This is a genomic window from uncultured Paracoccus sp. (genome assembly GCF_945915435.1).
In the GTDB taxonomy this organism is placed as follows: domain Bacteria; phylum Pseudomonadota; class Alphaproteobacteria; order Rhodobacterales; family Rhodobacteraceae; genus Paracoccus.
On the sequence record NZ_CAMEFG010000010.1, the window covers coordinates 47,118 to 69,346 of the forward strand.

At 68.4% G+C, this 22,229-nt stretch carries 22 protein-coding genes; 15 read left to right on the forward strand and 7 right to left on the reverse strand.

What is annotated here, in order from left to right:
• The first annotated feature begins 6 nt into the window (after window positions 1-6).
• A complete protein-coding gene (locus tag Q0O97_RS05330; protein WP_294925956.1) occupies window positions 7-735 on the forward strand; it encodes an outer membrane beta-barrel protein in 729 nt (242 codons plus the stop codon).
• Window positions 736-958: 223 nt separating this feature from the next.
• A complete protein-coding gene (gene mscL / locus Q0O97_RS05335) occupies window positions 959-1,357 on the forward strand; it encodes a large-conductance mechanosensitive channel protein MscL (protein ID WP_294925957.1) in 399 nt (132 codons plus the stop codon).
• A 40-nt stretch (window positions 1,358-1,397) separates the two neighbouring features.
• On the opposite strand, the gene ald is transcribed toward mscL, so the two are convergent.
• Window positions 1,398-2,516 carry an alanine dehydrogenase gene (ald, locus tag Q0O97_RS05340; protein WP_294925958.1) on the reverse strand — a complete coding sequence of 373 codons (1,119 nt, stop codon included), beginning with the start codon at window positions 2,514-2,516 and terminating at the stop codon, window positions 1,398-1,400.
• Between the two features lie 139 nt (window positions 2,517-2,655).
• Here ald and Q0O97_RS05345 point away from each other — a divergent pair, with 139 nt between their 5' ends.
• On the forward strand, window positions 2,656-3,126 hold the full coding sequence (locus tag Q0O97_RS05345) for an Lrp/AsnC family transcriptional regulator (RefSeq protein ID WP_294925959.1): 471 nt from the start codon (window positions 2,656-2,658) through the stop codon (window positions 3,124-3,126).
• 73 nt (window positions 3,127-3,199) lie between these two features.
• On the opposite strand, the gene rpsU is transcribed toward Q0O97_RS05345, so the two are convergent.
• Window positions 3,200-3,406: a 30S ribosomal protein S21 gene (gene rpsU, locus Q0O97_RS05350; protein ID WP_255330390.1), complete on the reverse strand. Its 207-nt coding sequence runs from the start codon at window positions 3,404-3,406 to the stop codon at window positions 3,200-3,202.
• 108 nt (window positions 3,407-3,514) lie between these two features.
• On the opposite strand from rpsU, the gene Q0O97_RS05355 reads away from it, so the two are divergent.
• Both Q0O97_RS05355 and Q0O97_RS05360 read left to right on the forward strand, forming a co-directional pair.
• Complete coding sequence (locus Q0O97_RS05355) at window positions 3,515-4,261, forward strand: COQ9 family protein (RefSeq protein WP_294925961.1); 747 nt, start codon at window positions 3,515-3,517, stop codon at window positions 4,259-4,261.
• Window positions 4,258-5,253 (forward strand): NAD(P)H-quinone oxidoreductase, encoded by a 996-nt coding sequence (locus tag Q0O97_RS05360; RefSeq protein WP_294925963.1) that lies wholly within the window; start codon window positions 4,258-4,260, stop codon window positions 5,251-5,253. The genes Q0O97_RS05355 and Q0O97_RS05360 overlap by 4 nt, the downstream gene beginning before the upstream one ends.
• A 3-nt stretch (window positions 5,254-5,256) precedes the next feature.
• Here the strand turns inward: Q0O97_RS05360 and Q0O97_RS05365 are convergent, their stop codons facing one another.
• Entirely contained in the window at window positions 5,257-5,889 is a 633-nt protein-coding gene (locus Q0O97_RS05365; protein ID WP_294925964.1) for a ribonuclease T2, read from the reverse strand.
• 159 nt (window positions 5,890-6,048) lie between these two features.
• Between Q0O97_RS05365 and Q0O97_RS05370 the strand changes: the two genes are divergently transcribed.
• Entirely contained in the window at window positions 6,049-6,789 is a 741-nt protein-coding gene (locus Q0O97_RS05370; RefSeq protein WP_294925966.1) for a DUF1013 domain-containing protein, read from the forward strand.
• A 75-nt stretch (window positions 6,790-6,864) separates the two neighbouring features.
• Here the strand turns inward: Q0O97_RS05370 and Q0O97_RS05375 are convergent, their stop codons facing one another.
• Together Q0O97_RS05375 and Q0O97_RS05380 are read right to left on the reverse strand one after the other, a co-directional pair.
• A complete protein-coding gene (locus Q0O97_RS05375; RefSeq protein WP_294925968.1) occupies window positions 6,865-8,334 on the reverse strand; it encodes an NAD-dependent succinate-semialdehyde dehydrogenase in 1,470 nt (489 codons plus the stop codon).
• Window positions 8,335-8,418: 84 nt separating this feature from the next.
• The gene (locus tag Q0O97_RS05380; protein ID WP_294926005.1) at window positions 8,419-9,396 is read right to left on the reverse strand and encodes a P1 family peptidase; all 978 of its coding nucleotides are present in this window, start codon (window positions 9,394-9,396) and stop codon (window positions 8,419-8,421) included.
• A gap of 146 nt (window positions 9,397-9,542) precedes the next feature.
• On the opposite strand from Q0O97_RS05380, the gene msrA reads away from it, so the two are divergent.
• Window positions 9,543-10,127: a peptide-methionine (S)-S-oxide reductase MsrA gene (gene msrA, locus Q0O97_RS05385; protein ID WP_294925970.1), complete on the forward strand. Its 585-nt coding sequence runs from the start codon at window positions 9,543-9,545 to the stop codon at window positions 10,125-10,127.
• Window positions 10,127-10,996 (forward strand): 50S ribosomal protein L11 methyltransferase, encoded by an 870-nt coding sequence (locus Q0O97_RS05390; RefSeq protein WP_294925972.1) that lies wholly within the window; start codon window positions 10,127-10,129, stop codon window positions 10,994-10,996. Before msrA ends, Q0O97_RS05390 begins: the two co-directional genes overlap by 1 nt.
• Before the next feature lie 104 nt (window positions 10,997-11,100).
• Here the strand turns inward: Q0O97_RS05390 and Q0O97_RS05395 are convergent, their stop codons facing one another.
• Together Q0O97_RS05395 and Q0O97_RS05400 are read right to left on the reverse strand one after the other, a co-directional pair.
• On the reverse strand, window positions 11,101-11,295 hold the full coding sequence (locus tag Q0O97_RS05395; protein ID WP_294925974.1) for a DUF1127 domain-containing protein: 195 nt from the start codon (window positions 11,293-11,295) through the stop codon (window positions 11,101-11,103).
• A 230-nt stretch (window positions 11,296-11,525) separates the two neighbouring features.
• Window positions 11,526-12,251 (reverse strand): 16S rRNA (uracil(1498)-N(3))-methyltransferase, encoded by a 726-nt coding sequence (locus tag Q0O97_RS05400; RefSeq protein WP_294925976.1) that lies wholly within the window; start codon window positions 12,249-12,251, stop codon window positions 11,526-11,528.
• A gap of 13 nt (window positions 12,252-12,264) precedes the next feature.
• Between Q0O97_RS05400 and ubiA the strand changes: the two genes are divergently transcribed.
• The 7 genes from ubiA to Q0O97_RS05435 all read left to right on the forward strand — a co-directional run bounded on the left by ubiA (window position 12,265) and on the right by Q0O97_RS05435 (window position 22,224).
• Window positions 12,265-13,212, forward strand: a complete 948-nt coding sequence (gene ubiA / locus Q0O97_RS05405) for a 4-hydroxybenzoate octaprenyltransferase (RefSeq protein ID WP_294925978.1) — start codon at window positions 12,265-12,267, stop codon at window positions 13,210-13,212.
• A 62-nt stretch (window positions 13,213-13,274) separates the two neighbouring features.
• Window positions 13,275-15,647: an OmpA family protein gene (locus Q0O97_RS05410; RefSeq protein ID WP_294925980.1), complete on the forward strand. Its 2,373-nt coding sequence runs from the start codon at window positions 13,275-13,277 to the stop codon at window positions 15,645-15,647.
• A 34-nt stretch (window positions 15,648-15,681) separates the two neighbouring features.
• Window positions 15,682-16,026 (forward strand): hypothetical protein, encoded by a 345-nt coding sequence (locus tag Q0O97_RS05415; RefSeq protein WP_294925982.1) that lies wholly within the window; start codon window positions 15,682-15,684, stop codon window positions 16,024-16,026.
• A gap of 420 nt (window positions 16,027-16,446) precedes the next feature.
• On the forward strand, window positions 16,447-17,598 hold the full coding sequence (locus Q0O97_RS05420; protein WP_294925984.1) for a glycosyltransferase family 4 protein: 1,152 nt from the start codon (window positions 16,447-16,449) through the stop codon (window positions 17,596-17,598).
• Between the two features lie 116 nt (window positions 17,599-17,714).
• Complete coding sequence (locus Q0O97_RS05425) at window positions 17,715-19,634, forward strand: alpha/beta fold hydrolase (protein WP_294925986.1); 1,920 nt, start codon at window positions 17,715-17,717, stop codon at window positions 19,632-19,634.
• A gap of 8 nt (window positions 19,635-19,642) precedes the next feature.
• Complete coding sequence (locus Q0O97_RS05430; RefSeq protein ID WP_294925988.1) at window positions 19,643-21,049, forward strand: bifunctional enoyl-CoA hydratase/phosphate acetyltransferase; 1,407 nt, start codon at window positions 19,643-19,645, stop codon at window positions 21,047-21,049.
• Window positions 21,049-22,224: an acetate/propionate family kinase gene (locus Q0O97_RS05435; protein ID WP_294925990.1), complete on the forward strand. Its 1,176-nt coding sequence runs from the start codon at window positions 21,049-21,051 to the stop codon at window positions 22,222-22,224. Before Q0O97_RS05430 ends, Q0O97_RS05435 begins: the two co-directional genes overlap by 1 nt.
• The last annotated feature ends 5 nt before the right edge of the window (window positions 22,225-22,229 follow it).

Genomic DNA, 22,229 nt, shown 5'->3' on the forward strand with positions numbered 1-22,229 from the left:
AAGCGCATGACCCTTTCGAAATTCGTCAAGTCCCTGGCCATTGCGGCACCCCTTGCGGCGGTTGCGGGCGCGGCACATGCGGGCGGCTTTGTCGCCCCGGTGGTGCAGCCGGCGGTCGCGCCGGTCGTTGAAACGGTCAGCAGCGATTGGGCCGGCGCCTATGTCGGCGGCACGCTGGGCTATGCCTTCAACGGCAAGGACCGCGTCGGCGTGTCGCAAACGCCCGACGGTGCCGTCTACGACAGCGAAACGCTGAAGCTGAGCGGCGCGAACCATGGCCTGCGCCTTGGCTATCGCTGGCAGCGCGACAACTGGGTTTACGGTCCCGAACTGGGTTTCGAGGGCGGCAAGATCGAGGATTCCTTCGAGGCCGCCGACGGCTACAACGCCAAGTCCGAAATCAAGAACGTGCTGGCCCTGCGGTTCAAGACCGGCTATCTTGTCCAGCCCGAAACGCTGGTCTACGGCATCGTCGGCGCGGCGCGCGCCAAGGTCGATTACCAGACCCAGGGCACCGGCGCGGGCGGCCCGATCGGCTATGACGACAGCTTCAACCGCACCGGCTATATCCTTGGCCTGGGGGTCGAGCGTCAACTGTCCGACCGCTGGTCGGTGACCGGCGAATACGAATTCGCCAATTTCGGCAAAGAGCGGCTGCATGACGGCGCCACCGGCTATACCCGCGCCACGCCGAAATACCACAACGTCAAGCTGGGCGTGAATTTCCGCTTCTGACGGACCCCATGCAAGCGATGCGAAAGCCGGGACGCATGATCCCGGCTTTTTCATGTCGGGCTTGACGATATCCGGGCGGTGCAGGCGGGCATGGGGGGGCGAGAGGGTCGAAACCGCGCCCATCCCGGCCCCTGCTTTCCGTTTTCGTTTGCGGTTTCGTCAGGCTGTGCTACTGGCAGGAAAGTGGCGCCATCGCGCCAATATTGAAGAAAAAGGTAAGCGGATGCTTAAAGAGTTCAAGGAATTCATCGCTCGCGGCAATGTCATGGACCTTGCCGTGGGTATCATCATCGGCGCGGCATTCACCGCGATCGTCAATTCGCTGGTCGAGGACCTGATCAACCCGGTCATCGGCTTCATCATCGGCGGCATGGATTTTTCCGATCTGGTGCTGCGCTTCGGCGATGGCGATCATGCCGCGACGCTGCGTTACGGCGCGTTCATCACCTCCGTCATCAACTTCCTGATCATCGCATGGGCGGTGTTCTTGCTGGTCAAGGCCGTAAACCGCCTGCAACGCGCCGCGCGCCGCCAGGAAGTGGTCGAGGAAGCCCCGGCAGGGCCGACGCAGGAAGAAATCCTGTTGCAGATCCGCGACGAGTTGCGCGCGAACCGCAGCTAGGGACCGGAAACCGCGGCGCCCCGGTGGGCGCCGCATGCGCCTAGATTTCCAGCAGATCCTCGGGCCGCAGGGTGGGGATCCCTTGCGCCTCGCCCACGGGGGCCGAGGTCAGTTTCCCTTCATGCATCGCCAGCCCCGCCCGCAGGTGGGGGTCGGCGGCGGTTGCGGCCCGCCAGCCCTTGCCGGCCAGCGCCAGCAGATAGGGCAGCGTCGCATTGCCAAGCGCGCGGGTCGAGGTCCGGGCCACGGCGCCGGGCATGTTGGCGACGCAATAGTGAACGATTCCATCCACTTCATAGATCGAATCCTGGTGGGTCGTGGGGCGCGAAGTCTCGAAGCAGCCGCCTTGGTCGACTGCCACATCGACCAGGACCGAGCCGCGCTTCATCAGCCCAAGCTGGTCCCTGCCGACCAGCCGGGGCGTCGTCGCGCCGGGAACCAGCACCGCCCCGATGACCAGATCGGCATCCGCCAGCAGTTCGTTCAGCGCATTGGCGGTGGCATATTGGGTGTTCAGCGTGCCCATGAAAACGTCGTCCAGATAGTTCAGCCGGTCCAGCGAGCGGTCCAGGACGGTGACATTCGCGCCCATGCCCACCGCGACGCGGGCCGCCGCCGCCCCGACGACGCCGCCCCCGATGATGACGGTGCGGCCCGGACGGACGCCGGGCACGCCGCCCAGCAGGACGCCGGACCCGCCATTGGCCTTTTGCAGCGCCCATGACCCGACCTGGGGGGCAAGACGCCCCGCGACCTCGGACATCGGCGCCAGCAGGGGCAGGCCGCCACGCGCGCCGGTGACGGTTTCATAGGCGATGGCCGTGACGCCGCTGTCCAGCAACTCGCGCGTTTGCTGCGGGTCGGGGGCAAGGTGCAGATAGGCGAACAGGATCTGGCCCTTGCGCAGCATCGCGCGCTCGGCCGTCTGGGGTTCCTTGACCTTGATGATCAGTTCGGCCTCGGCATAGACCGCCGGGGCGTCGGGCAGAAGGGTCGCGCCGACGGCCCGATATTCGTCATCCGCAAAGCCCGACCCTTCGCCCGCGCCCGACTGGACCAGGACCTGATGGCCGCGCAGGACCGCCTCTTGCGCGGCTTCGGGGGTCAGGCCGACGCGGAATTCCTGCTCTTTGACCTCACTGGGGCAACCGATTTTCATGGGTGGTCCTTTCAACTGTTGCGCGCAAGATGGCCAAGATCGGCGGAAATTGGAAGATTCGGGTTAATCCTGGGCGCAATAACCGATAATGTCGAAGAAACCGCCGGATGACTGGCCCCTAACGCAGGAACATCCCGATATGACCGAACTGGACGCAACCGACCGGCGCATCCTTTCCGCGCTGCAAAGGGATGGGCGCATGACCAATGCCGATCTGGCGCAGAAGGTCGGCCTGTCGGCCAGCGCCTGCCACCGCCGTGTCCAGCGGCTCGAGGAATCGGGCGTGATCCGGGGCTATGTCGCGCTGCTCGACCCCCGCAAGGTCGAGCGGCCCACCATCGTCTTCGTGGAAATCACCCTGTCGGGGCAGGCGGATGAGCTGCTGGATGCGTTCGAGCGCGCCGTGCGCACCATCCCCGACGTGCTGGAATGCCACCTGATGGCGGGTTCGGCGGATTACCTGCTGAAGGTCATCGCCCGCGACACCGACGACTTTGCCCGCATCCACCGCCAGCGGCTGGCCAAGCTGCCGGGCGTGGCACAGATGCATTCGTCCTTTTCGCTGCGCACCGTGGCCTTCACCACGGCGCTGCCGCTTCAGGCGACCTGAGGGGGGAAAACGAATAAACCCCCGGCGCGGGCCGGGGGCTTGTCCAAAGGCTGCCATCCGGCAGACGGACGGCTTAAAGCGCGCCTTCGCGTTGCGCTTTCTTGCGCGCCAGCTTGCGGGCGCGGCGCACGGCCTCGGCCTTTTCACGGGCCTTCTTGACCGACGGTTTCTCGAAATGCTGCCGCAGCTTCATTTCACGGAAAACCCCCTCGCGCTGAAGTTTCTTCTTCAGGGCGCGAAGTGCCTGTTCGACGTTGTTGTCGCGAACACTTACCTGCATGTGGTTGTCACCACCTTCCTAGGTTAGAGTTAAGCTGAATTGCAGGACGGGGCCTTCTAGCAGGGCGAATCGGCTTTGTCCAGAATTTCCGCCAGTTGAGGTAAAGACATGACCGACCAACCGACCCCAGACGATACCGCAGACGACACTGGCCGCGAGCGGCTGATCGAGGCCGCGCTGTCCCACGCCCTTTTCGACGGCATGAACGAAACCGCGATCGAGGCGGGCGCGCGCGATATCGGCATGGACATGCGGCTGGCCCGCGTCCACCTGCCCGGCGGTGGCGCCGATCTTGCGGCGGCCTGCCACCGGCGGGGCGATGCGGCGCTGGCGCGCTGGCTGGCGCAGAACCCGCCGCAGGGCGGCATCCGCGACAAGGTGGCGGCGGCGGTGATCTACCGGCTGGGGCGGACCGACCGGGAACTGGCGCGGGCGGGCGCGGCCATCCTGTCGCTGCCGCAGAACGCGGGGCTTGGCGCAAGGCTGATCTGGGAAAGCGCGGATACGATCTGGGACGGGATCGGCGACACGTCGCAGGACGTGAACTGGTATTCCAAGCGCGCCTCGCTCAGCGCGATTTACGGCGCGACGGCGCTTTACTGGCTAGGTGACGATTCGCCGGATTTGCAGGACACCCGCCGCTTTCTGGATCGCCGGATTGAGGGGCTGATGCGTTTCGAAAAGATGAAATCCTTCGCTCGCAAGCTGCCCGGTGTGGGTGCCGCGTCCGATCTGGCGACGGGCTGGATCCGCAAGCCCGGTGCGCGCGACCTGCCGGGGCACTGGTGGTCGCGCGGGCGTGCCCATGCGGCCCCCGATTCCGCCCAGGCCGGGCAGGAGGGGGCATCGGAATGACGCAAGGCGCCACCATGCAAGCCATCGAGATCGCACAGCCCGGCGGCGCCGAGGTCCTGCGCCCCTGCACCCGCCCCATGCCGATCCCCGGCCACGGCCAGATCCTGATCCGCATCGAATGGGCGGGCGTGAACCGCCCCGACGTGCTGCAACGCGCGGGGTCCTATGCGCCGCCCGCGGGGGCCTCGGACCTGCCCGGGCTGGAATGTGCGGGCATCGTTGCGGGCGTGGGTCCGGGCGTCACCCGCTGGCGCGAGGGCGACCGCGTTTGCGCGCTGCTGCCGGGCGGCGGTTATGCCGAATATGCGACCTGTCCCGCCGATCACGCCCTTGCCATCCCGCGCGGGTTGACCCTGCGCGAGGCCGCGGCCCTGCCCGAGACCGCCTATACCGTCTGGTCGAACGTGGTCATGCGCGGCGGATTGCGGGCGGGCGAGCGGTTCCTGGTCCACGGCGGAAGCTCGGGCATCGGGACGATGGCGATCCAGATCGCGACCGCCCTTGGCGCGCGGGTCTGGGCCACAGCCGGATCGGATGAAAAATGCGCGGCCTGCGAAAGCCTTGGCGCGCGGGCGATCAACTATCGCACCCAGGATTTCGTCGCGGTCCTGCGCGAGGCGGGCGGGGCCGATCTGATCCTGGACATGGTGGGCGGCGACTATATCCCGCGCAACATCCGCGCGCTGGCCGACGATGGGCGGCTGGTGATGATCGCCTTCCTGGCCGGGCCGAAGGCAGAGTTGAACTTCGCCCAGATCATGGCGCGGCGGCTGGTGGTCACCGGCTCGACCCTGAGGCCGCAATCGGACCTGGCCAAGGCGCGGATTGCCGGGCAGTTGCGTGAATGCCTGTGGCCGATGATCGAAAGCGGCGAGGTGCGGGTGCTGATCGACAGCGAATTCGCGCTGGGTGAGGCCGCCCTTGCGCATCGGCGCATGGAAAGCAGCCAGCATGTCGGCAAGATCGTCCTGCGCCTCGGCGGGGCTGCGTGACGGTCAGCGCGGCGGCGGCATGACCATGTTGCGCGAACAGTCGCGCCTTGCGTCGGGGGCGCAGTCGCGCGGTTGCAGGTCGCGGGTCAGGCAGATGCGGACCTCTTGCAGGCGGCGGTCCTGGCAGGTCACGGTGACGGCGTTGCGGGTCAGGGCGGGGTTCGCCTCGATGAAGGCATCCTCGACCACGCGGGCGGGCAGCGAGACGTCGCGGTCGATCTGCGCGAAGATGGGCGGGATGGCGATGCTTTCCGCAGCCTCGCGCGTGGCGTCGAAATAGCCCTGCGCCGACAGGCCCGAACAGGTGCCGTGCTTGCGCCATTGATACCAGGCCAGCCCGCTGGACCCCATCAGGTCGATCATCGCGCGGGTCTGCGCCCGGCTTGGGCCGTGCTGCGTGGTCGGGCAATTGTCGGGCCAGCCGCGTTCGTATTGCGGCCATAGCCCGTGGACGGTGAACCCCGCCCCGCGCCCCTTGTCGCAGGACAGCGAATCGCGGTGATCGGCGGTCGTTTCGCACCAGCTTGGCGCCCAGCTCAGCGCGAGGACGTAATAGTCGAAGCGGCCCGAAACATGCTGCGCGGTCAGGGGGGCGGCCGTCAGCAGGGCCAGAAGTGCGGCGAACAGGATCCTCATGCCCGCAGATTATGCGCGGGCTTTGCAAAGGACCATGCGATTCGCTCTTTAATCCGGGGACGGGGTCGAATATATTTGCCGCCAATTCCCCCCGAAAATGGAATGGCATCCGCCTCGGCCGTTTTCCCGGCCCAGGAAACTATTGCGAAGGAGACACAGATGAGCAAGCCGCTGATGGCCAAGGCCACCGCTGTCTGGCTGGTCGATAACACGACGCTGAGCTTCAAGCAGATCGCCGATTTCTGCGGCATGCATGAACTGGAAGTGCAGGGCATCGCGGATGGCGACGTGGCTGCGGGCGTCAAGGGATTCGATCCCGTCGGCTCGAACCAGCTGGCGCAGGAAGAGATCGACAAGGGCCAGGCCGATCCGCGCTACAAGCTGCGCCTGAAGCACAACCCTGCCGCCGAGGGCGAGGAAAAGCGCCGTGGCCCGCGCTATACCCCGCTGTCCAAGCGCCAGGACCGGCCCGCCGCGATCCTGTGGCTGGTCAAGTTCCACCCCGAACTGGCCGATTCCCAGATCGCGCGGCTGGTGGGGACGACGAAGCCGACCATCGCCTCGATCCGCGAGCGGACGCATTGGAACATCCAGAACATCAGCCCCATCGACCCGGTCGCGCTTGGGCTGTGCCGCCAGTCGGAACTGGACGCCGCGGTGCAGAAGGCGGCGAAGAAATCCTCGACCGACGTGATGTCGGACGACGAGCGGCGCAAGCTGGTCAGCACCGAAACCTCGCTGAGCATGGGCGAAGAGCCGCGCCTGCCGTCCTCGATGCAGGGGCTGGAGAATTTCAGCCTGAGCCGGGACGAGGATCGCAAGCCCGAGCCGGACCTGGATGCCGACAGCTTCTTCAACCTGCCCGAAGCGGATGACGAGGATGAGGAAGGCGACCGCTGATCCGCCGCCAACCAAATTGCGGGCGATCACCCTGTGATCGCCCAAGCCTTTTTTGCGTGATCGGGTTTTACCCGATCAGACCGACAGGCAGATATATTTCATCTCAAGGAAGTCCTCGATGCCGTGGCGCGATCCCTCGCGGCCAAGGCCCGATTGCTTGATGCCGCCGAAGGGCGCCATCTCGGTCGAGATGATGCCGGTATTGACGCCGACGATGCCGTATTCCAGCGATTCCTGCACGCGGGTGATGCGCCCGATGTCGCGCGCGTAGAAATAGGCGGCAAGGCCGAAGATCGTGTCGTTGGCGCGGGCGATCACCTCGTCTTCGGTCTTGAAGCGGAAGAGGGGGGCCAGCGGGCCGAAGGTTTCCTCGGTCGAGACCTGCATGTCGTCGGTGACGCCGGTGATGACAGTGGGCTGGAAGAACAGCCCCTCGATCGGCTGGCCGCCGGTGACGACCCTGGCGCCCTTGGCCAGTGCGTCGGCGATATGTTCCTGCACCTTTTCGACGGCGGGCCGGTTGATCAGCGGGCCGGTGGTGGTGCCCTCCTTCATGCCGTCGCCCACGGTCAGCTTGTCCACGGCCTCGGCCAGTTTCTGCGCGAAGGCGTCATAGACGCCGTCCTGGACATAGATGCGGTTGGCGCAGACACAGGTCTGGCCGTTGTTGCGGTATTTGGACGCCATCGCGCCTTCCACCGCCGCATCCAGATCGGCGTCGTCGAAGACGATGAAGGGCGCGTTGCCGCCCAGTTCCATGCTGCATTTCAGCACCTGGTCGGCGGCCTGGCGCAACAGGATGCGCCCCACCTCGGTCGAGCCGGTGAAGGTCAGCTTGCGCACCAGCGGGTTTTCGCAGAATTCCTTGCCGACCTCGGAGGAACTGGACGAGGGCGCGATGCTGAAGATCCCCCTGGGCAGGCCCGCGCGTTCGCCAAGCACGGCCAGCGCCAGCGCCGACAGCGGGGTTTCCGACGCCGGGCGCCCGACGAAGCCGCAGCCCACCGCCAGCGCGGGGGCGCATTTGCGGGTGATCATGGCATTGGGGAAGTTCCACGGCGTGATCGAGCCGACCACGCCGATGGGCTGGCGGATCACCGACAGGCGCTTGTCGGGCTGATGGCCGGGGATGGTTTCGCCGTAGACGCGCTTGGCTTCTTCCCCGAACCATTCGATGAAGCTGGCGCCATAGGCGATCTCGCCCCTGGCCTCGGCCAGCGGCTTGCCCTGTTCGGCGGTCAGGATGCGGCCAAGGTCGTCCTGGTTCTGCATCATCAGGTCGAACCATCTGCGCAGGATATTGGCGCGTTCCTTGGCGGTGCGGGCGGCCCATTCGCCCATCGCCTCATGCGCGGCGCGGATGGCCTGGGCGACCTGCGCGCGGCTGGCATCGGCGACCCTGGCGATCACCTTGCCGGTGGCGGGGTTGGTGACGTCGAAGGTCTTGCCGCCTTCGCCCTCGACCCATTCGCCAGCGATACAGGCGCGGGTTTCCAGCAGCGAGGGGTCGCCAAGCAGCGATTTCAGGTCGTCGGTATCGGTCATGGGCTTGCTCCTGTCGCGGGGTCGGTTCGGCTTGGGGCGAAGGCAAGCACGCATGCGGCGGTTTGTCCAGTTTTGCGGTCGGCGTCAGCCGTTCACGCAGGGTTGCAGGTCGCCGGGGCGGGGGCTGGCCGCGTAGACGCCGCGGGCGATGGCGCGGGCCAGCACGCAGGCGCTTGCATGGCCCAGCAGGAAGGCATCCGCGGGCGGGTCGGACAGTGCCCGCGCGCCGGTCGAGACGGCAAAGACAAGGTCCCCGTCGAAAGGCGTATGGCTGGGGTGGATCGCGCGGGCCATGCCGTCATGCGCCGCCGTCGCCATGCGTTGCAGCCCGGCCTTGTCCAGCGCGGCATCGGTGGCGACGATGGCGATGGTCGTGGCCTCGCCCAACCGCTTGGCCAGCACCGGCTCGGCCTGCGCGTCGAAGGGGCCGCCAAGCCCGCGCCCGCCGAACTCGGTCCCCATTTCCCACGGGGCCGCCCAGAACTGGCCCGAGGGCGCAGTGACCGAACCAAGCGCGTTCACCACCACCAGCGCCCCCACGGTCGCGCCGCATTCCAGCACGGCCGAGGCGGAACCGAGGCCGCCTTTCCACTGATGCGTCATCGCGCCGGTTCCCGCGCCCTCGCTGCCAAGGGCGAAGTCCCGCGCGGCGGCGTCATAGGCGGCGCGGCCCAGCGCGGGATAGGGGTTTTCGCTCCAGCCCTTGTCGCCGCCGTTCAGCAGGTCGAAGACGATCGCGCCGGGCACGATCGGGACAGTCAGCGGCCCGACCGCAAAGCCCCGCCCCGCCGCGCGCAGCCGGTCGGTCACGCCCTGGCAGGCGTCCAGCCCATAGGCCGAGCCGCCCGACAGCACCAGCGCATCGACATGGCCGACCAGCTTGTCGGGCGCCAGCAGCGCGGTTTCGCGCGTGCCGGGCGCGCCGCCCATGATGCTGACCGATGCCGTCAGGGGCCTGTCCCCCAAAAGGACGGTCGTGCCCGAACGCAGCACGTCGTCGCGGGCATTGCCGACGCGCAGGCCGGGAATGTCGGTGATCAGGTTCAGCGCGCCTTGCTTCATCGGGGTCCCCCCATGCCATTGCCCCGGCAGGATGGCGGGGGCGACCGGGCGGCGCAAGGGTGCGAAACCGGGACGCGCGATCCGGCGTTGCACCGGGGCGCGGCAGCGCATACCTAAACAACAGATAGTCGAAAGGGCCTTTGACCATGACTTCGGGCATTCATCGCATCTTCGACCGGCCCCTGGACGCGCCGGTTCCGCAGGGATTCGACCAGATCATCTTCGGCATGGGCTGCTATTGGGGGGTCGAGCGGCTGTTCTGGCAGCAGGAAGGCGTCTGGCTGACGCAGGTGGGCTTTGCCGGCGGCGCGGTCGAGAATCCGACCTATCGGCAGGTCTGCACCGGCCAGACCGGCCATGCCGAGGTCGTGCGGCTGGTCTATGACAGTTCCCGCATCGGGTTCGAGCAGCTTCTGCGCCTTTTCTGGGAAAACCACGACCCCACGCAGGGCGACCGGCAGGGCAACGACATCGGCTCGCAATATCGTTCGCTCATCATGTATTTCTCGGACCACCAGCGCGCGCTGGCCGAGGCGTCGCGCGTCGATTACGACAACCGCCTTGCGGTCGAGGGCTTCAGCGGGATCACGACCCAGATCCTGCCCGCCGCGCCCTTCTGGCCCGCGGAAGAGGATCACCAGCAATACCTGGACCGTTATCCCGACGGTTACTGCAACATGCGCGGCACCGGCGTCCAGTCGTCGATCCGCGAAGGATACGAGGCCGACTGATGCCCACCTGGACCGCCCTTTCCCATGTCTCGGGCCGCGAGGCCGCCGAGGCGCTTGCCGAAATCGCCGAGGACCTGGCGCCCGAACCCGTCGGCTCGGGCGTGTTCGAGATCGAGGACGGCAGCAATCGCTGGGAAGTCGGTCTCTATTTCACCGAAAAGCCCGATGAGATCGCGCTGGCCCTGCTGGCCGCCGCGCATGGGGCGGAACCCTTCGCCGTCTCGGAACTGCCCGAGGTGGATTGGGTCGCCCATGTCCGCCGCGAACTGGCCCCGGTCGAGGCGGGGCGCTTCTTCGTCCACGGCAGCCACGACGCCGACCGCGTGCCCGAAGAGGCCGAGGCCCTGCTGATCGAGGCCGCGATGGCCTTCGGCACCGGCCACCACGACACCACGCGCGGCTGCCTGCTGGCGCTGGACCGGCTGGTCGGCGCGGGCGAGGAATTCCACCGCATCGCCGATATCGGCTGCGGGACCGCCGTGCTGGCGATGGCGGCGGCGCGCAGCTATCCGGTGGTGGTCGTGGCGGGCGACATCGACCCGGTGGCCGTGGACACGGCGCGGGCCAATGTCATCGCCAACGGGCTGGATGGCCGCGTCGAATGCGTCGAGGCCGTGGGCTTCGACCATCCCCTGCTGGAACGCGCGGCGCCTTTCGATCTGGTTTTCGCCAATATCCTGAAACAGCCGCTGATCGACATCGCGCCGGACATGGCGCGCCATATCGCGCCGGGCGGGCGGGCGATCCTGTCGGGGATCCTGCTGGCGCAGGCGGACGAGGTTCTGGATGCCTATCGCGCGCAGGGCTTTTCCTGCGAGGGCCGCGACGGTTATGGCGACTGGTCGGTGCTGGTCCTGCGCCGGGACTGACGGGCGCGCGGGCGCCTGCCCGGAAAACAAGCAAAGAAAAAGGCCCCATCGGATGTCCGGGGGCCGTTCTCTTGCCTCGTTTTTCTGCGTCGAGGGGGCGCTTCTCAGCGGCCGTGGGCAATGCGTTCGATATCGCCACGGTTCAGGCCGATATCGTCAAGCTCGCGGTCCGAGAGCCGGCTCAGCGCGTTACGGGTCACGCGCGCGTCATTCCATTTCTGAGCCGCTGCCCAGACCTTGGAGAACATACCGAGAGCGCTCACCCCGCCGTGGACGCGGTTCGTGTCAATCGCCGACATCTTTTTTCACCTGCTTTGATAAACTGCCCGACCATCGGGCCGTTTCGGATAAGCCAGCATATAGATTGTGCAGGTGCAGAAAGCCAGAGGCGGGGATGGCAGATCAGCTATGCAGTTCCTGCATAAGACACCATAATTGCTTAACTTTTACGCGCTCTCGTTTCCGTGGGCAGGGCAGTTAAATTCCATCTTTCTGCGGTGCGGCGAAAGAAAGTTGTTGCGACGCGGCGTCACGAGGGATTCCAGTCGCCAAGTGCCGCCTGCCACAGCGCGATCGCGGCCACGGCGGCGGTATCGGCGCGCAGGATGCGCGGTCCCAGGCTGACCGGCACGACATGGGGCAAACCGCGCAACCGCGCCCTTTCCGATTCGGACCAGCCCCCTTCCGGGCCGATCAGGATCGCCCAGGGACCCGGTTCCAGCTCTGACAGCAGCCGCGCAGGCCCCGCCAGCGATTCGTCCGCCCACAGGATGCGCCGCGAGCCGTCCCAGCCGTCCAGCAGGCGGGGCAGGGGGGTCAGGGGCGCGACCTGGGGGACATGGGTGCCGCCGCATTGCTCGGCCGCCTCGACGGCATGGGCTTGCAGGCGGTCCTGGCGGATGCGCTCGGAATTGGTGTGGTCGGTCTGGACGGGCAGGATGCGCGCCGCGCCAAGCTCGGCCGCCTTTTCGACGATGAAATCGGTGCGCGCCTTCTTGATCGGCGCAAAGACCAGCCACAGGTCGGGCGGATCGCGCTGCGGGGCGGTCTGCGCCACCGCCTGCGCCGTGCCGCCGCGCTTGCCAAGCTGCGCGATGGTCGCGCGCCATTCGCCGTCGCGCCCGTTGAAGACCGCGATATCCTGCCCCGCGCCCATGCGCATGACGTTGGAAAGGTAATGCGCATGGTCGCCGGACAGGGGGATCCCTTGTCCCGGCCCAAGCGGGTGATCTATGAAAAGCCTGATCTTGGTCATGACGGGCAGCCTAATGCAGACAGGACACCATGCGCCAGCCTCGGTCGCGGATGCGCCGAAGGATAACTGGGTCGACCGCCACGCGCCGCCGTCGTGGCGCCCGTGGCTGCGGCTTTCGCGGGCCGACCGGCCCATCGGGACGTGGCTGCTGCTGCTGCCGTGCTGGTGGGGCGTCGGGCTGGCGATGATCGCGGATGCGCCGCGCTGGTTCGATTTGTGGATCGTGCTTGCCTGCGTGGTGGGCGCGCTGCTGATGCGCGGCGCGGGCTGCACCTGGAACGACATCACCGACCGTCATATCGACGGCAGCGTGGCGCGGACGCGGTCGCGGCCCATCCCCTCGGGGCAGGTGACGGTCAGGGGCGCGGTGATCTGGATGGTCGCGCAATCGCTGGCCGGTTTCGCGATCCTGCTGACGCTGGGGGGGGCGGCGATCGCGCTTGGCTTTGCCTCGCTGGGGCTGGTCGCGATCTATCCCTTCGCCAAGCGGTTCACATGGTGGCCGCAGATCTTCCTGGGACTGGCCTTCAACTGGGGCGTGCTGCTGGCATGGGCGGCGCATATGGGCAACATCGCCCCCGCGCCGGTCATCGCCTGGCTGGGCGGCATCGCCTGGACGGTCTTTTACGACACCATCTATGCCCATCAGGATATCGAGGACGACGTGCTGATCGGCGTCAAGTCCACTGCCCGGCTGTTTGGCCAGGACACGCCGCGCTGGCTGGCGGGCTTCGGGGCGGCGGCGGTGGCGCTGCTGGGGCTGGCGGTGGCGGCGGCCCAGCCCGCGGGGCTGGCGGCATGGCTGGCCTGGACCGGGCTTGCCGGATTCGCCGCGCATCTGGCGTGGCAGCTTTACCGGCTGGATCACCACGACGGCGCGCTGTGCCTGCGGCTGTTTCGCAGCAACCGCGATGCCGGGCTGGTGCTTGCGCTGTTTCTTGCGCTGGCCGGTCTGGTCTGATTGCGATTCGTCCCGGCGGGGGGTAAACCCCGCGGATCGAAAACCGGCAGGGGTTTGCGCTGATGCCAGCCAATGACAGCACCAGGACGAAAGCCTCGGGCCGATGGCGCCGCAGGCTGGGCCGTGTGCTGGCCCTGCTGGCGCTTGGCGGTGCCGGTTGGGGCGCGTGGCTGGCCGCCGAGACCGCCACCGGCCAGTTGGAGCAGCGCCTTGCCCGCGACAGCCGCGAGGCGTTGGCCGAGGGCGGCAACGACTGGGCGCAGGTCCGCGCCGACGGCACGCTGGTCCACCTGGGCGGGACCGCCCCGGACGAGGTGACGCGCTACCGTGCGCTGGTGCAGGCCGAAGGCGCGCTGCGGCTTGGCCGCATCGTGGACGAAATGCAGATCGCCGCCGCCGAGGAAATCGCGCCCCCCGCCTTCCAGATCCAGCTTTTGCGCAACGGACCCGAGGTCACGATCATCGGGCTGGTTCCCGCCGGGCTGGACCGCCAGGCGGTGATCGACGGGCTGGGGCAGGCGGGGGCCGGGCAGGTCTCGGACCTGCTGGAAACAGCCGATTATCCCATCCCCGAACATTGGGACCAGGCGTTTTCCTTTGGCCTGCGCGCCGCACGGCTGGCCCCCCGCGCCAAGATCACCATCGAGCCGGGCCATGTCGCCATCCAGGCCACCGCCGACAGCGCCGGGCAACGCGATGCCTTGCAGCAGGCGCTGACCCGCGACGCGCCCGAGGGGATCGCGCTGGACATGGAAATCAGCGCCCCGCGCCCGGTCATCGCCCCCTTCACGCTGCGTTTCGTGCTGGATGAGGACGGCGCGCGTTTCGACGCCTGCACCGCCGATACCGAACCCGCGCGCGAGGCGATCCTTGCCGCAGGCGCCCGCGCCGGGGCCGAGGGGCAGGCCGATTGCCGGCTGGGTCTTGGCGCGCCCTCGGCCGAATGGGGCGAGGCGGCGGCGCTGGCCATCGACGCGCTCGGCAGCCTTGGGGCGGGGTCGGTGACGGTCTCGGACGCGGAAATCGCGCTGCATGCCCCGGCCTCGGTCGAGGCGGCGCATTTCGACGAGGTGTCGGCCCTGCTCGGGACCGCCCTGCCGCAGCCCTTCGCCCTGACCGCCCGCCGCGCCGAGGGCGACCAGCCCGAAGGCCCCGCCGAATTCACCGCGCAGGTTCCGCGCCCCGGCCATGTCGTGCTGCGCGGGCGCATCGCGGACGAACGGATGCGCGACACGGTGGAAAGCTTTGCCCGCTCGCGTTTCGGGATCGTGGACAGCACCTTGCAGCTTGACCCCGAACTGCCCGGCGGCTGGACCGTGCGCGCCATCGCCGCGCTGGAGGCGATGGCCGAACTGGAACGCGGCACTATCCGCGTCGGCAGCGAGTTGATCCGTATCGAGGGCGTGTCCGGCAGCCAGGGCGCATCCGACACCATCGCCATGCGCCTTGCCGACCGGCTTGGCGCGGGGGCGGGCTATGAAATGGCGATCGGCTACGATCGGCGGCTGGACCCGCTGCTGGGCCTGCCCTCGGGCGCGGAATGCATCGACCAGTTGAACACGATCATGCGCGAATCGGTGATCGGGTTCGAGCCGAACCGCTCGGTCATCGCGGGCGATGCCGAGCCTACGCTGGACCTGCTGGCCGAGGCGATGACGAATTGCGCCGAGTTCCGCATCGAGGCGGGCGGGCATACCGATTCGCAAGGTTCGGACAGCTTCAACGCGCGCCTGTCCCAGCAGCGGGCCGAGGCGCTGTTGCGCGCCATGACCGACCACGGCATCGACACCGCCCTGATGACCGCGCATGGCTACGGCGAAAGCCAGCCCATCGCCGACAATGACACCGAGGCCGGGCGCGAGGCGAACCGCCGGATCGAGTTCCGCCTGCTGTCCGAAGAACCCGTCCGGGCCGAACCAATCGCCGTCCCCGCCACCGTGACCGGCGTGACCGGAACGGCCGAGGGCGCCAGCCAGCCCGCGCCCGATCCGCGCATCACCCCCGTCCCCTCGGGCGCCGTGCCGCAGGGCGCGCCGGGTGCGGCCAGCCACGACCTTGCCCATGCGGCGATGGTGGCGACCATCCTCGTCACCGATCTGGCCCTGTCGCCCGAGGTCACCGTCGAAACCATCGACGAGTTGGAGGGCGCTGCCGCCACGCCGGCGCATGCCGCCACCGCAGCGGTCCTTGCGGTCCTGAACCAGCCCGGCGATGCGCCACGCGCGGCGACAGGGGCGGTGCTGGACCTGCTGGACCGGGCCGCCGCCATCCCCGAAGACGCGCCCTTGCGCGCCGCGACTGGGGCGGTTCTGATGCTCCTGGGGCGCTCGGACCCTGCCGAAGCCGCCGCGACGCTTGGCCTGCGCGCCATCGGCGGCGAGGTTCCGGTCCTGACGCCCGGACCCGACACGCCCCGCCCGCTTCCCCGGCCCTGAAGGCCCAAACCGCAAACCCTGACCCCGGAACGCCATGAATCGCCAGGAACTCATCATCGCCATCGCGGCCGTCCTGTTCGCCGCCTTCCTGCTGGGTTGGCTGGTTCGCGCGCTGATCGGCCGCATCAGCCGGATCGGCCCGCAATCGCTGGATGAACTGGATCGTATGGCCCGAAAGCTGCACGACGCCGAGGAAGCTCGCGACAAGGCGGCGCTGACCCTTGAAACGCGCGAGGCCGAACTGACCGAACGGCTGGCCCGCACCACGACCGAACTGCATTCGGCGCTGGATGGGCTGCGCGAAAGCCGCGCCGAGATCGAGGAATTGCGCGACTATATCGACCGCAAGCTGATGCGCGGCCATCCCGACCAGGGCTGACGCAGGGGCGTCCGGGTGGAAACCCGCCTGCGCCGGGGCTGGTCGATAGCCTGGGTCTATTGAATACCGCAAAACGATACGTCCCGCCCGCGTTCCGCCGCGCCTCGGTGGCAAAAAGCGGCTGATCCGGCCCGCGGGGCGGTGGCGGCGGCCACGGTGCTGGATTACCCGTCGGCCCGCCCGGATTTTCCAAAAGGCAGTCCATATCAACCGGCTGATATCGCATGGGAATCGCACAAACCACCCCGCCCCGAGCTTTTGGGCCGGAATAAGGGCCGCGCCGATGCGTAAACGGATCAATCACTTTTCAAAAGCGGCCTTGCCGCGGAATTCATAGCCCAAGCGCCGGAGTATCCTCATGGCAAACCCCCCCGACATTTCCCCGCATCCCGTGGTCGCCCGCCAGCGCGGAACCTGCTGATGCGTATCGCCTGTGTCTGTTCCGACCCCGATTTCGCGGTTTTCGACAACAAGCCCGCCTCGGTCCATGTGCAGGAAATGCTGCGCGCCTTCCTGGGGCTGGGGGCCGAGGTGCATCTGTTCTCGCCCCGCCTCAGCGACCCGGCGCCGCGCGACCTGATCCGCGTCCGGCTGCATCCGCTGGATCCGGGCCGCGCGCTTGGGCATGGGCAGGACGGGCCTGCCCGCGCGCTGCGCCGGATTGCGCTGAACGACGAACTGACCGCCGCGCTGGAGGCCGCCCATATCGCCACCCCCTTCGATCTGGTCCACGAGCGTTACGCGCTTTTCGCCCATGCCGCGATGGAATGGGCAAGGGCGCGGCGCATCGCCTCGATCCTTCACGCCAGCGCGCCCCCGGAACAAGGCCCGCGCGAATTTGCCCGGCAGGCCGAGGACAGCACGCGCCGCGCCATGTCCGCCGCGCGCATGGTCACCGCCGTCAGCCTGCCGGTCGCCGATTACTGCGGCGATTACGGGGCGATCCTGCCCCGCGTCGTGCCCGTCGGCGTGAATCCCGCGCGTTTTGCCGCGCCCGCCGCCCATGACGGGCCGTTCACCCTGGGCGTCCTGGGTGCGCTGCGGCCCTGGCATGATGCCGATACGGTGATCGAATCCCTGGCCTTCGTGCGAAGGGACCTGCCCGAAAGCCGCCTGCTGATCGTCGGCGACGGGCCGGATCGCGCGCGGCTGGAACGCCTGGCCGCTGCGCTTGGGCTGGCGGATGCGGTCGCCTTCACCGGCGCGGTTCCCCCCGGCCATGTGCCTGGCCATCTGGCGCGGATGAGCGTGGGCGTCGCCCTCTACCGACCGGATCAGCCTTGCCATTTCTCTCCGCTGAAGCTTTACGAATACATGGCGGCGGGGCTGCCCGTCGTCGTCTCGCGCACCGGCGGGCTGGAGGCGCTGACGGGCGAGGGCCGTTTCGGCCGTGTCGTGCCGCCCGAAAGCCCGCGCGCGCTGGCGCGTGAACTGTTGGCGATGGCCGCCGACCCGCAGGCGCTGCGCAGGATGGGCATGGCCGCGCGGGACCAGGTGCAGGCCCATCACAGTTGGGACGGCATCGCCCGCGACCTGCTGCGCCGTGCCCGCGTCGGGGTGAGGATCGGATAGCGCCTTGCCTGCGGCGATCTGCCGCCCGCTGGCACCGGGTGTTGCCAAGCTGCATCTTTCCATGATCCAACCCCGGCAGGCATGATGCACCCGACAGCCAGCCCAGGGGGTAAGGAATGGACGATTCCCGGATGAACAAGGCAAGGCAGGCGAAGAAACCGGCGCGGCCCGCCACCGAAGCGGCCACCGCAAAACCTGCCCCGAAAGACACCCCGAAAGACACCCCGAAAGACACGTCGAAAGCCACGGGGGGCCACCGGGTCGCGCGGCCCCCCGCGCCGCAGCCTGCCCTGACGGTGGGCGACGACCCTTTGCGGATCGAGGCCTTCCGTGCCATCGACCGCATGCGCGAGGCCTGGTCCAGCCGGTTGACGGGCGGCGTCTCGCCCGGATCGACGGCAATGGCGTTCTTCGACTGGGGCTTTCATCTGGCCTCGGCCCCCGGCAAGCGGATGGAGCTTGGGGTCAAGGCGATGCGCAAGTGGCAGCGGCTGGCGGCGTGGGTGCTTGCCAGCGCGCTGGACCCCGAAACCCCGCCCGCCATCAACCCCTTGCCCGGCGACCGCCGCTTTTCGGACGAAGGCTGGAGGCGCCCGCCGTTTTCGTGGATGGCGCAATCCTTCCTGCTGGGGCAGCAATGGCTGCACAACGTCACCCGCGAAGTGCCCGGCGTGGACCGGCATCACGAGGATGTCGTGTCCTTCGCCGCGCGCCAGGCGCTGGACATGTTCTCGCCCACGAACAACCCCTGGACCAACCCCGAGGTGATCGCCCGCACGGTCCAGACGGGCGGGCGCAACTTCCTGGACGGATGGCAGAACTGGGTTCAGGACCAGACGCGCGCCATGTCGGGCCAGCCCCCCGTGGGCGCCGAGAACTTCCGCCCCGGCGAGACGGTGGCGGTGACGCCCGGCAAGGTCGTGTTCCGCAACCACCTGATCGAACTGATCCAATACGCCCCCATCACCGGCAAGACCCACCCCGAGCCGGTGCTGATCGTCCCGGCATGGATCATGAAATATTACATCCTGGACCTGTCGCCCGAAAACTCGCTGGTGCGCTGGCTGGTGGAACAGGGGCACACGGTCTTTGCCATCTCGTGGCGCAACCCGGACGCCGGGGACCGCGACCTGACGATGGAGGATTACCGCCGCCTTGGCCTGATGGCTGCGCTGGACGCGGTGGGCGAGGTGATGCCCGACCGGCAGGTCCATGCCGTCGGCTATTGTCTTGGCGGCACGCTGCTGTCGATCGCCGCCGCCGCGATGGCGCGCGACGGGGATGAGCGGCTGGCCTCGATGACGCTGCTGGCCGCGCAGGTCGATTTCACCGAACCGGGCGAGCTTGCGCTGTTCATCGACCCCAGCCAGATGCATTTCCTGGAAAGCATCATGTGGAACCGGGGCTATCTGTGCGCCGACCAGATGGCGGGGGCGTTCCAGATGCTGCGCTCGAACGACCTGATCTGGTCGCGGATGGTGCGCGAATACATGCTGGGCGAACGCGCGCCCATGAACGACCTGATGGCCTGGAACGCCGACAGCACGCGGATGCCCTACCGGATGCATGCCGAATACCTGCGCCGCCTGTATCTGGCCAACGAACTGTCGGCGGGCCGCTTTACCGCCGATGGTGCGCCGGTGCTGCTTCAGAACATCCGCGTGCCGATGTTCGTCGTGGGGACCGAGCGCGATCACGTCGCGCCGTGGAAATCGGTCTACAAGATCCACCAGTTCACGGATGGCGATGTGACCTTTGCGCTGACCTCGGGCGGGCATAACGCCGGGATCGTCAGCCCGCCGGACCATCCGCGGCGGCGCTATCGCATCGGCAGGCACCGCGACGGCGACCCGCTGCTGGCGCCCGCGGACTGGCAGGCGCTGCACCAGCCGCAGGCCGGTTCGTGGTGGGTGCCCTGGCAGGAATGGCTGGCCGCGCGCTCGGGCAAGCCCGCTGCGCCGCCGCCGATGGGGGCGCAGGGGGGCGACCTGCCGCTGCTGGGCGATGCGCCCGGCACCTATGTCTTTCAAAAATAGGGGTTTGCATGACCGTCACCTTCACCAACCGCGTCTTTTCCCAGCTTGAGCCGGGCCAGCGCGCCGAATTGACCCGCACCGTCGGGCGCGACGATATCGCGCTGGTCGCCTCGGTCTCGGGCGATGTGAACCCGACCCACCTGGACGCGGGCTTTGCCGCCAGCGCACCGCAGGGCAGCGTGGTCGCGCATGGGATGTGGACGGCGGCGCTGGTTTCCGCCGTGCTGGGAACGCGGCTGCCGGGGCCGGGGACGATCCATCTGGAACAGCAGACCCGCTTTCTGCGGCCCGTATCCCCCGGCGACACCATCACCGCCACGGTCGAGGTGCAGGAGCTGATCGCGCAGGACAAGCGTGTCCGCCTGCGCACGCTTTGCACCAACCAGCGCGGCGAGACGGTGCTGGACGGCACGGCCACGGTCATCGCGCCCTCGGCCAGCGTGACCTGGACGGCGGGCCGACTGCCCGAGCCGGTCCCGCGCCCGCGCAGCCGCTACGACCGCTTCGTGGACGAGGCCCGCGCCGCCCCCACCGTCACGGCGGGCATCGTCCATCCCTGTTCGCGCGCCGCGATCCTGGGCGCGGTCGAGGTCCGCGACGAGGGCCTGCTGGAACCCCTGCTGATCGGTCCCGAGGCCCGTATCCGCGCCTGCGCGGACGAGGCGGGCGTGTCCCTTGACGGGATGCGGATCGAGAACACCGAACACAGCCACGCCGCCGCCGCCCGCGCGGTGGAACTGGCCGCCTGCGGGCGTGTCTCGATCCTGGTCAAGGGCAGCCTGCATTCCGACGAATTGCTGGGCGCGGTGGTGTCGCGCAGCGGCGGGCTGCGGACCGAGCGGCGCATCAGCCATGTCTATGCGATGGACGTGCCCGCCTATACCAAGCCGGTGATCGTGACGGATGCGGCGATCAACATCCTGCCGACGCTGGAACACAAGCGCGACATCTGCCAGAACGCCGTGGACCTGCTGCGCCTTCTGGGGCTGGACCGGCCCCGCGTCGCCGTGCTGGCGGCGGTCGAGACGGTCAACCCGATGATGCCTGCCACGCTGGACGCCGCCGCGCTGACGGTGATGGCGGCGCGCGGGCAGATCACCGGCGCGCTGGTCGATGGGCCGCTGGCCTTCGACAACGCCATCAGCCCCGAGGCGGCGGCGACCAAGGGCATCGTCTCGCCCGTGGCGGGGCAGGCCGACATCCTGCTGGTCCCGGATCTGGAGGCCGGGAACATGCTGGCCAAGCAGTTGATCTATTTCGGCGGCGCGACGGCGGCGGGGCTGGTCCTTGGCGCGCGGGTGCCGATCGTGCTGACCAGCCGGTCCGATCCGCTGTCGGCGCGCATCGCCTCGGCGGCGCTGGCCAAGCTGGCGGTGATGCGCAGGACGGCCAGCGCGGTGGGGGGTGCCGAGTGATGGCGGGCGACCTGATCCTGACCTTCAACGCCGGTTCCTCGACCATCAAGCTGGGGTTCTACCGGATCGCCGGGGACCGGGCCGAGCCGGTCGGTTCGGGCGTCATCGACTTTCGCGACGACCCGTTCGAGGTGCGGCTGAAGCGCGACGGGCAGTTGCTGACCCACCCGCTGGCGGCGCAGGGCGACATTGCCGCCCTGCTGGGTCGGGCGCTGGACTGGCTGGGCGGGCATTTCAACCTGTCGCGGCTGGCCGCCGTGGGCCACCGGGTCGTCCACGGGGGCGACGATTTCGCGGGTCCCGCGCTGATCGACGATGCCGCGCTGGCGCGGATCGAGGCGCTGTCGGACCTTGCCCCCCTGCACCAGCCCCAAAGCCTGCGGCTGATCCACGCCATGCGCGACCTGCACCCCGAGATCGCGCAGACGGCATCCTTCGACACGGCCTTCCACGCCACGCAGGACCCGCTGGCGCGACGCTTCGCCATTCCGCGCGCGCTGCACGACCGGGGCATCAAGCGATACGGCTTTCACGGGCTGTCCTATCGCCATATCGCCGATCAGGTGGCGCGGCTGGACCTGCCTGCCGATGCGCGTGTCATAGCTGCGCACCTGGGCAGCGGGGCGAGCCTTTGCGGGATGCAGGGCGGGATCAGCCGCGACAGTTCGATGGGGTTCTCGACGCTGGACGGGGTGCCGATGGCGACCCGCTCGGGCGCGCTGGACCCCGGCGTGATCCTGCACCTGCTGGGACCGATGGGCTGGGACCTGCCGCGCGTCGAGAGGATGCTCTACCACGAAAGCGGATTGCTGGGCGTGTCGGGGTTCGAGGCCGACAGCCGCGAACTGCTGGCCAGCGACCGCCCCGAGGCCGCCGAGGCGATCGGCCTTTTCTGCCTGCGCATCGCGGGCGAGGTGGCGCGGCTGGCGGTGACGCTTGGCGGGCTGGACGGGCTGGTCTTTACCGCGGGCGTGGGCGAGAACCAGCCGCGCGTGCGCGCGATGGTGGCCGAGCGTCTGGCCTGGACGGGGCTGGAGCTTGACCCGGTGGCGAACGAGGCGGGAAACACCCGCATCAGCACCCCGGCAAGCCGGATCGGCGCATGGGTCATTCCCACCGACGAGGAACGCATCATCGCGCAAGAGGCGCTGGATCTGCTGCTGGCCCGCGCCTGAGAAAC

Coding starts and splice junctions, on each gene's coding strand:
- Q0O97_RS05400 (WP_294925976.1), bottom strand. CDS start 12,251: ATGACCAAGATCAGGCTTTTCATAGATCACCCGCTTGGGCCGGGACAA.
- msrA (WP_294925970.1), top strand. CDS start 9,543: ATGACTTCGGGCATTCATCGCATCTTCGACCGGCCCCTGGACGCGCCG.
- ald (WP_294925958.1), bottom strand. CDS start 2,516: ATGAAAATCGGTTGCCCCAGTGAGGTCAAAGAGCAGGAATTCCGCGTC.
- Q0O97_RS05375 (WP_294925968.1), bottom strand. CDS start 8,334: ATGACCGATACCGACGACCTGAAATCGCTGCTTGGCGACCCCTCGCTG.
- Q0O97_RS05370 (WP_294925966.1), top strand. CDS start 6,049: ATGAGCAAGCCGCTGATGGCCAAGGCCACCGCTGTCTGGCTGGTCGAT.
- Q0O97_RS05330 (WP_294925956.1), top strand. CDS start 7: ATGACCCTTTCGAAATTCGTCAAGTCCCTGGCCATTGCGGCACCCCTT.
- ubiA (WP_294925978.1), top strand. CDS start 12,265: ATGCAGACAGGACACCATGCGCCAGCCTCGGTCGCGGATGCGCCGAAG.
- Q0O97_RS05355 (WP_294925961.1), top strand. CDS start 3,515: ATGACCGACCAACCGACCCCAGACGATACCGCAGACGACACTGGCCGC.
- Q0O97_RS05430 (WP_294925988.1), top strand. CDS start 19,643: ATGACCGTCACCTTCACCAACCGCGTCTTTTCCCAGCTTGAGCCGGGC.
- Q0O97_RS05365 (WP_294925964.1), bottom strand. CDS start 5,889: ATGAGGATCCTGTTCGCCGCACTTCTGGCCCTGCTGACGGCCGCCCCC.
- Q0O97_RS05360 (WP_294925963.1), top strand. CDS start 4,258: ATGACGCAAGGCGCCACCATGCAAGCCATCGAGATCGCACAGCCCGGC.
- rpsU (WP_255330390.1), bottom strand. CDS start 3,406: ATGCAGGTAAGTGTTCGCGACAACAACGTCGAACAGGCACTTCGCGCC.
- Q0O97_RS05425 (WP_294925986.1), top strand. CDS start 17,715: ATGGACGATTCCCGGATGAACAAGGCAAGGCAGGCGAAGAAACCGGCG.
- Q0O97_RS05390 (WP_294925972.1), top strand. CDS start 10,127: ATGCCCACCTGGACCGCCCTTTCCCATGTCTCGGGCCGCGAGGCCGCC.
- Q0O97_RS05395 (WP_294925974.1), bottom strand. CDS start 11,295: ATGTCGGCGATTGACACGAACCGCGTCCACGGCGGGGTGAGCGCTCTC.
- Q0O97_RS05415 (WP_294925982.1), top strand. CDS start 15,682: ATGAATCGCCAGGAACTCATCATCGCCATCGCGGCCGTCCTGTTCGCC.
- Q0O97_RS05380 (WP_294926005.1), bottom strand. CDS start 9,396: ATGAAGCAAGGCGCGCTGAACCTGATCACCGACATTCCCGGCCTGCGC.
- Q0O97_RS05345 (WP_294925959.1), top strand. CDS start 2,656: ATGACCGAACTGGACGCAACCGACCGGCGCATCCTTTCCGCGCTGCAA.
- Q0O97_RS05435 (WP_294925990.1), top strand. CDS start 21,049: ATGGCGGGCGACCTGATCCTGACCTTCAACGCCGGTTCCTCGACCATC.
- Q0O97_RS05410 (WP_294925980.1), top strand. CDS start 13,275: ATGCCAGCCAATGACAGCACCAGGACGAAAGCCTCGGGCCGATGGCGC.
- mscL (WP_294925957.1), top strand. CDS start 959: ATGCTTAAAGAGTTCAAGGAATTCATCGCTCGCGGCAATGTCATGGAC.
- Q0O97_RS05420 (WP_294925984.1), top strand. CDS start 16,447: ATGCGTATCGCCTGTGTCTGTTCCGACCCCGATTTCGCGGTTTTCGAC.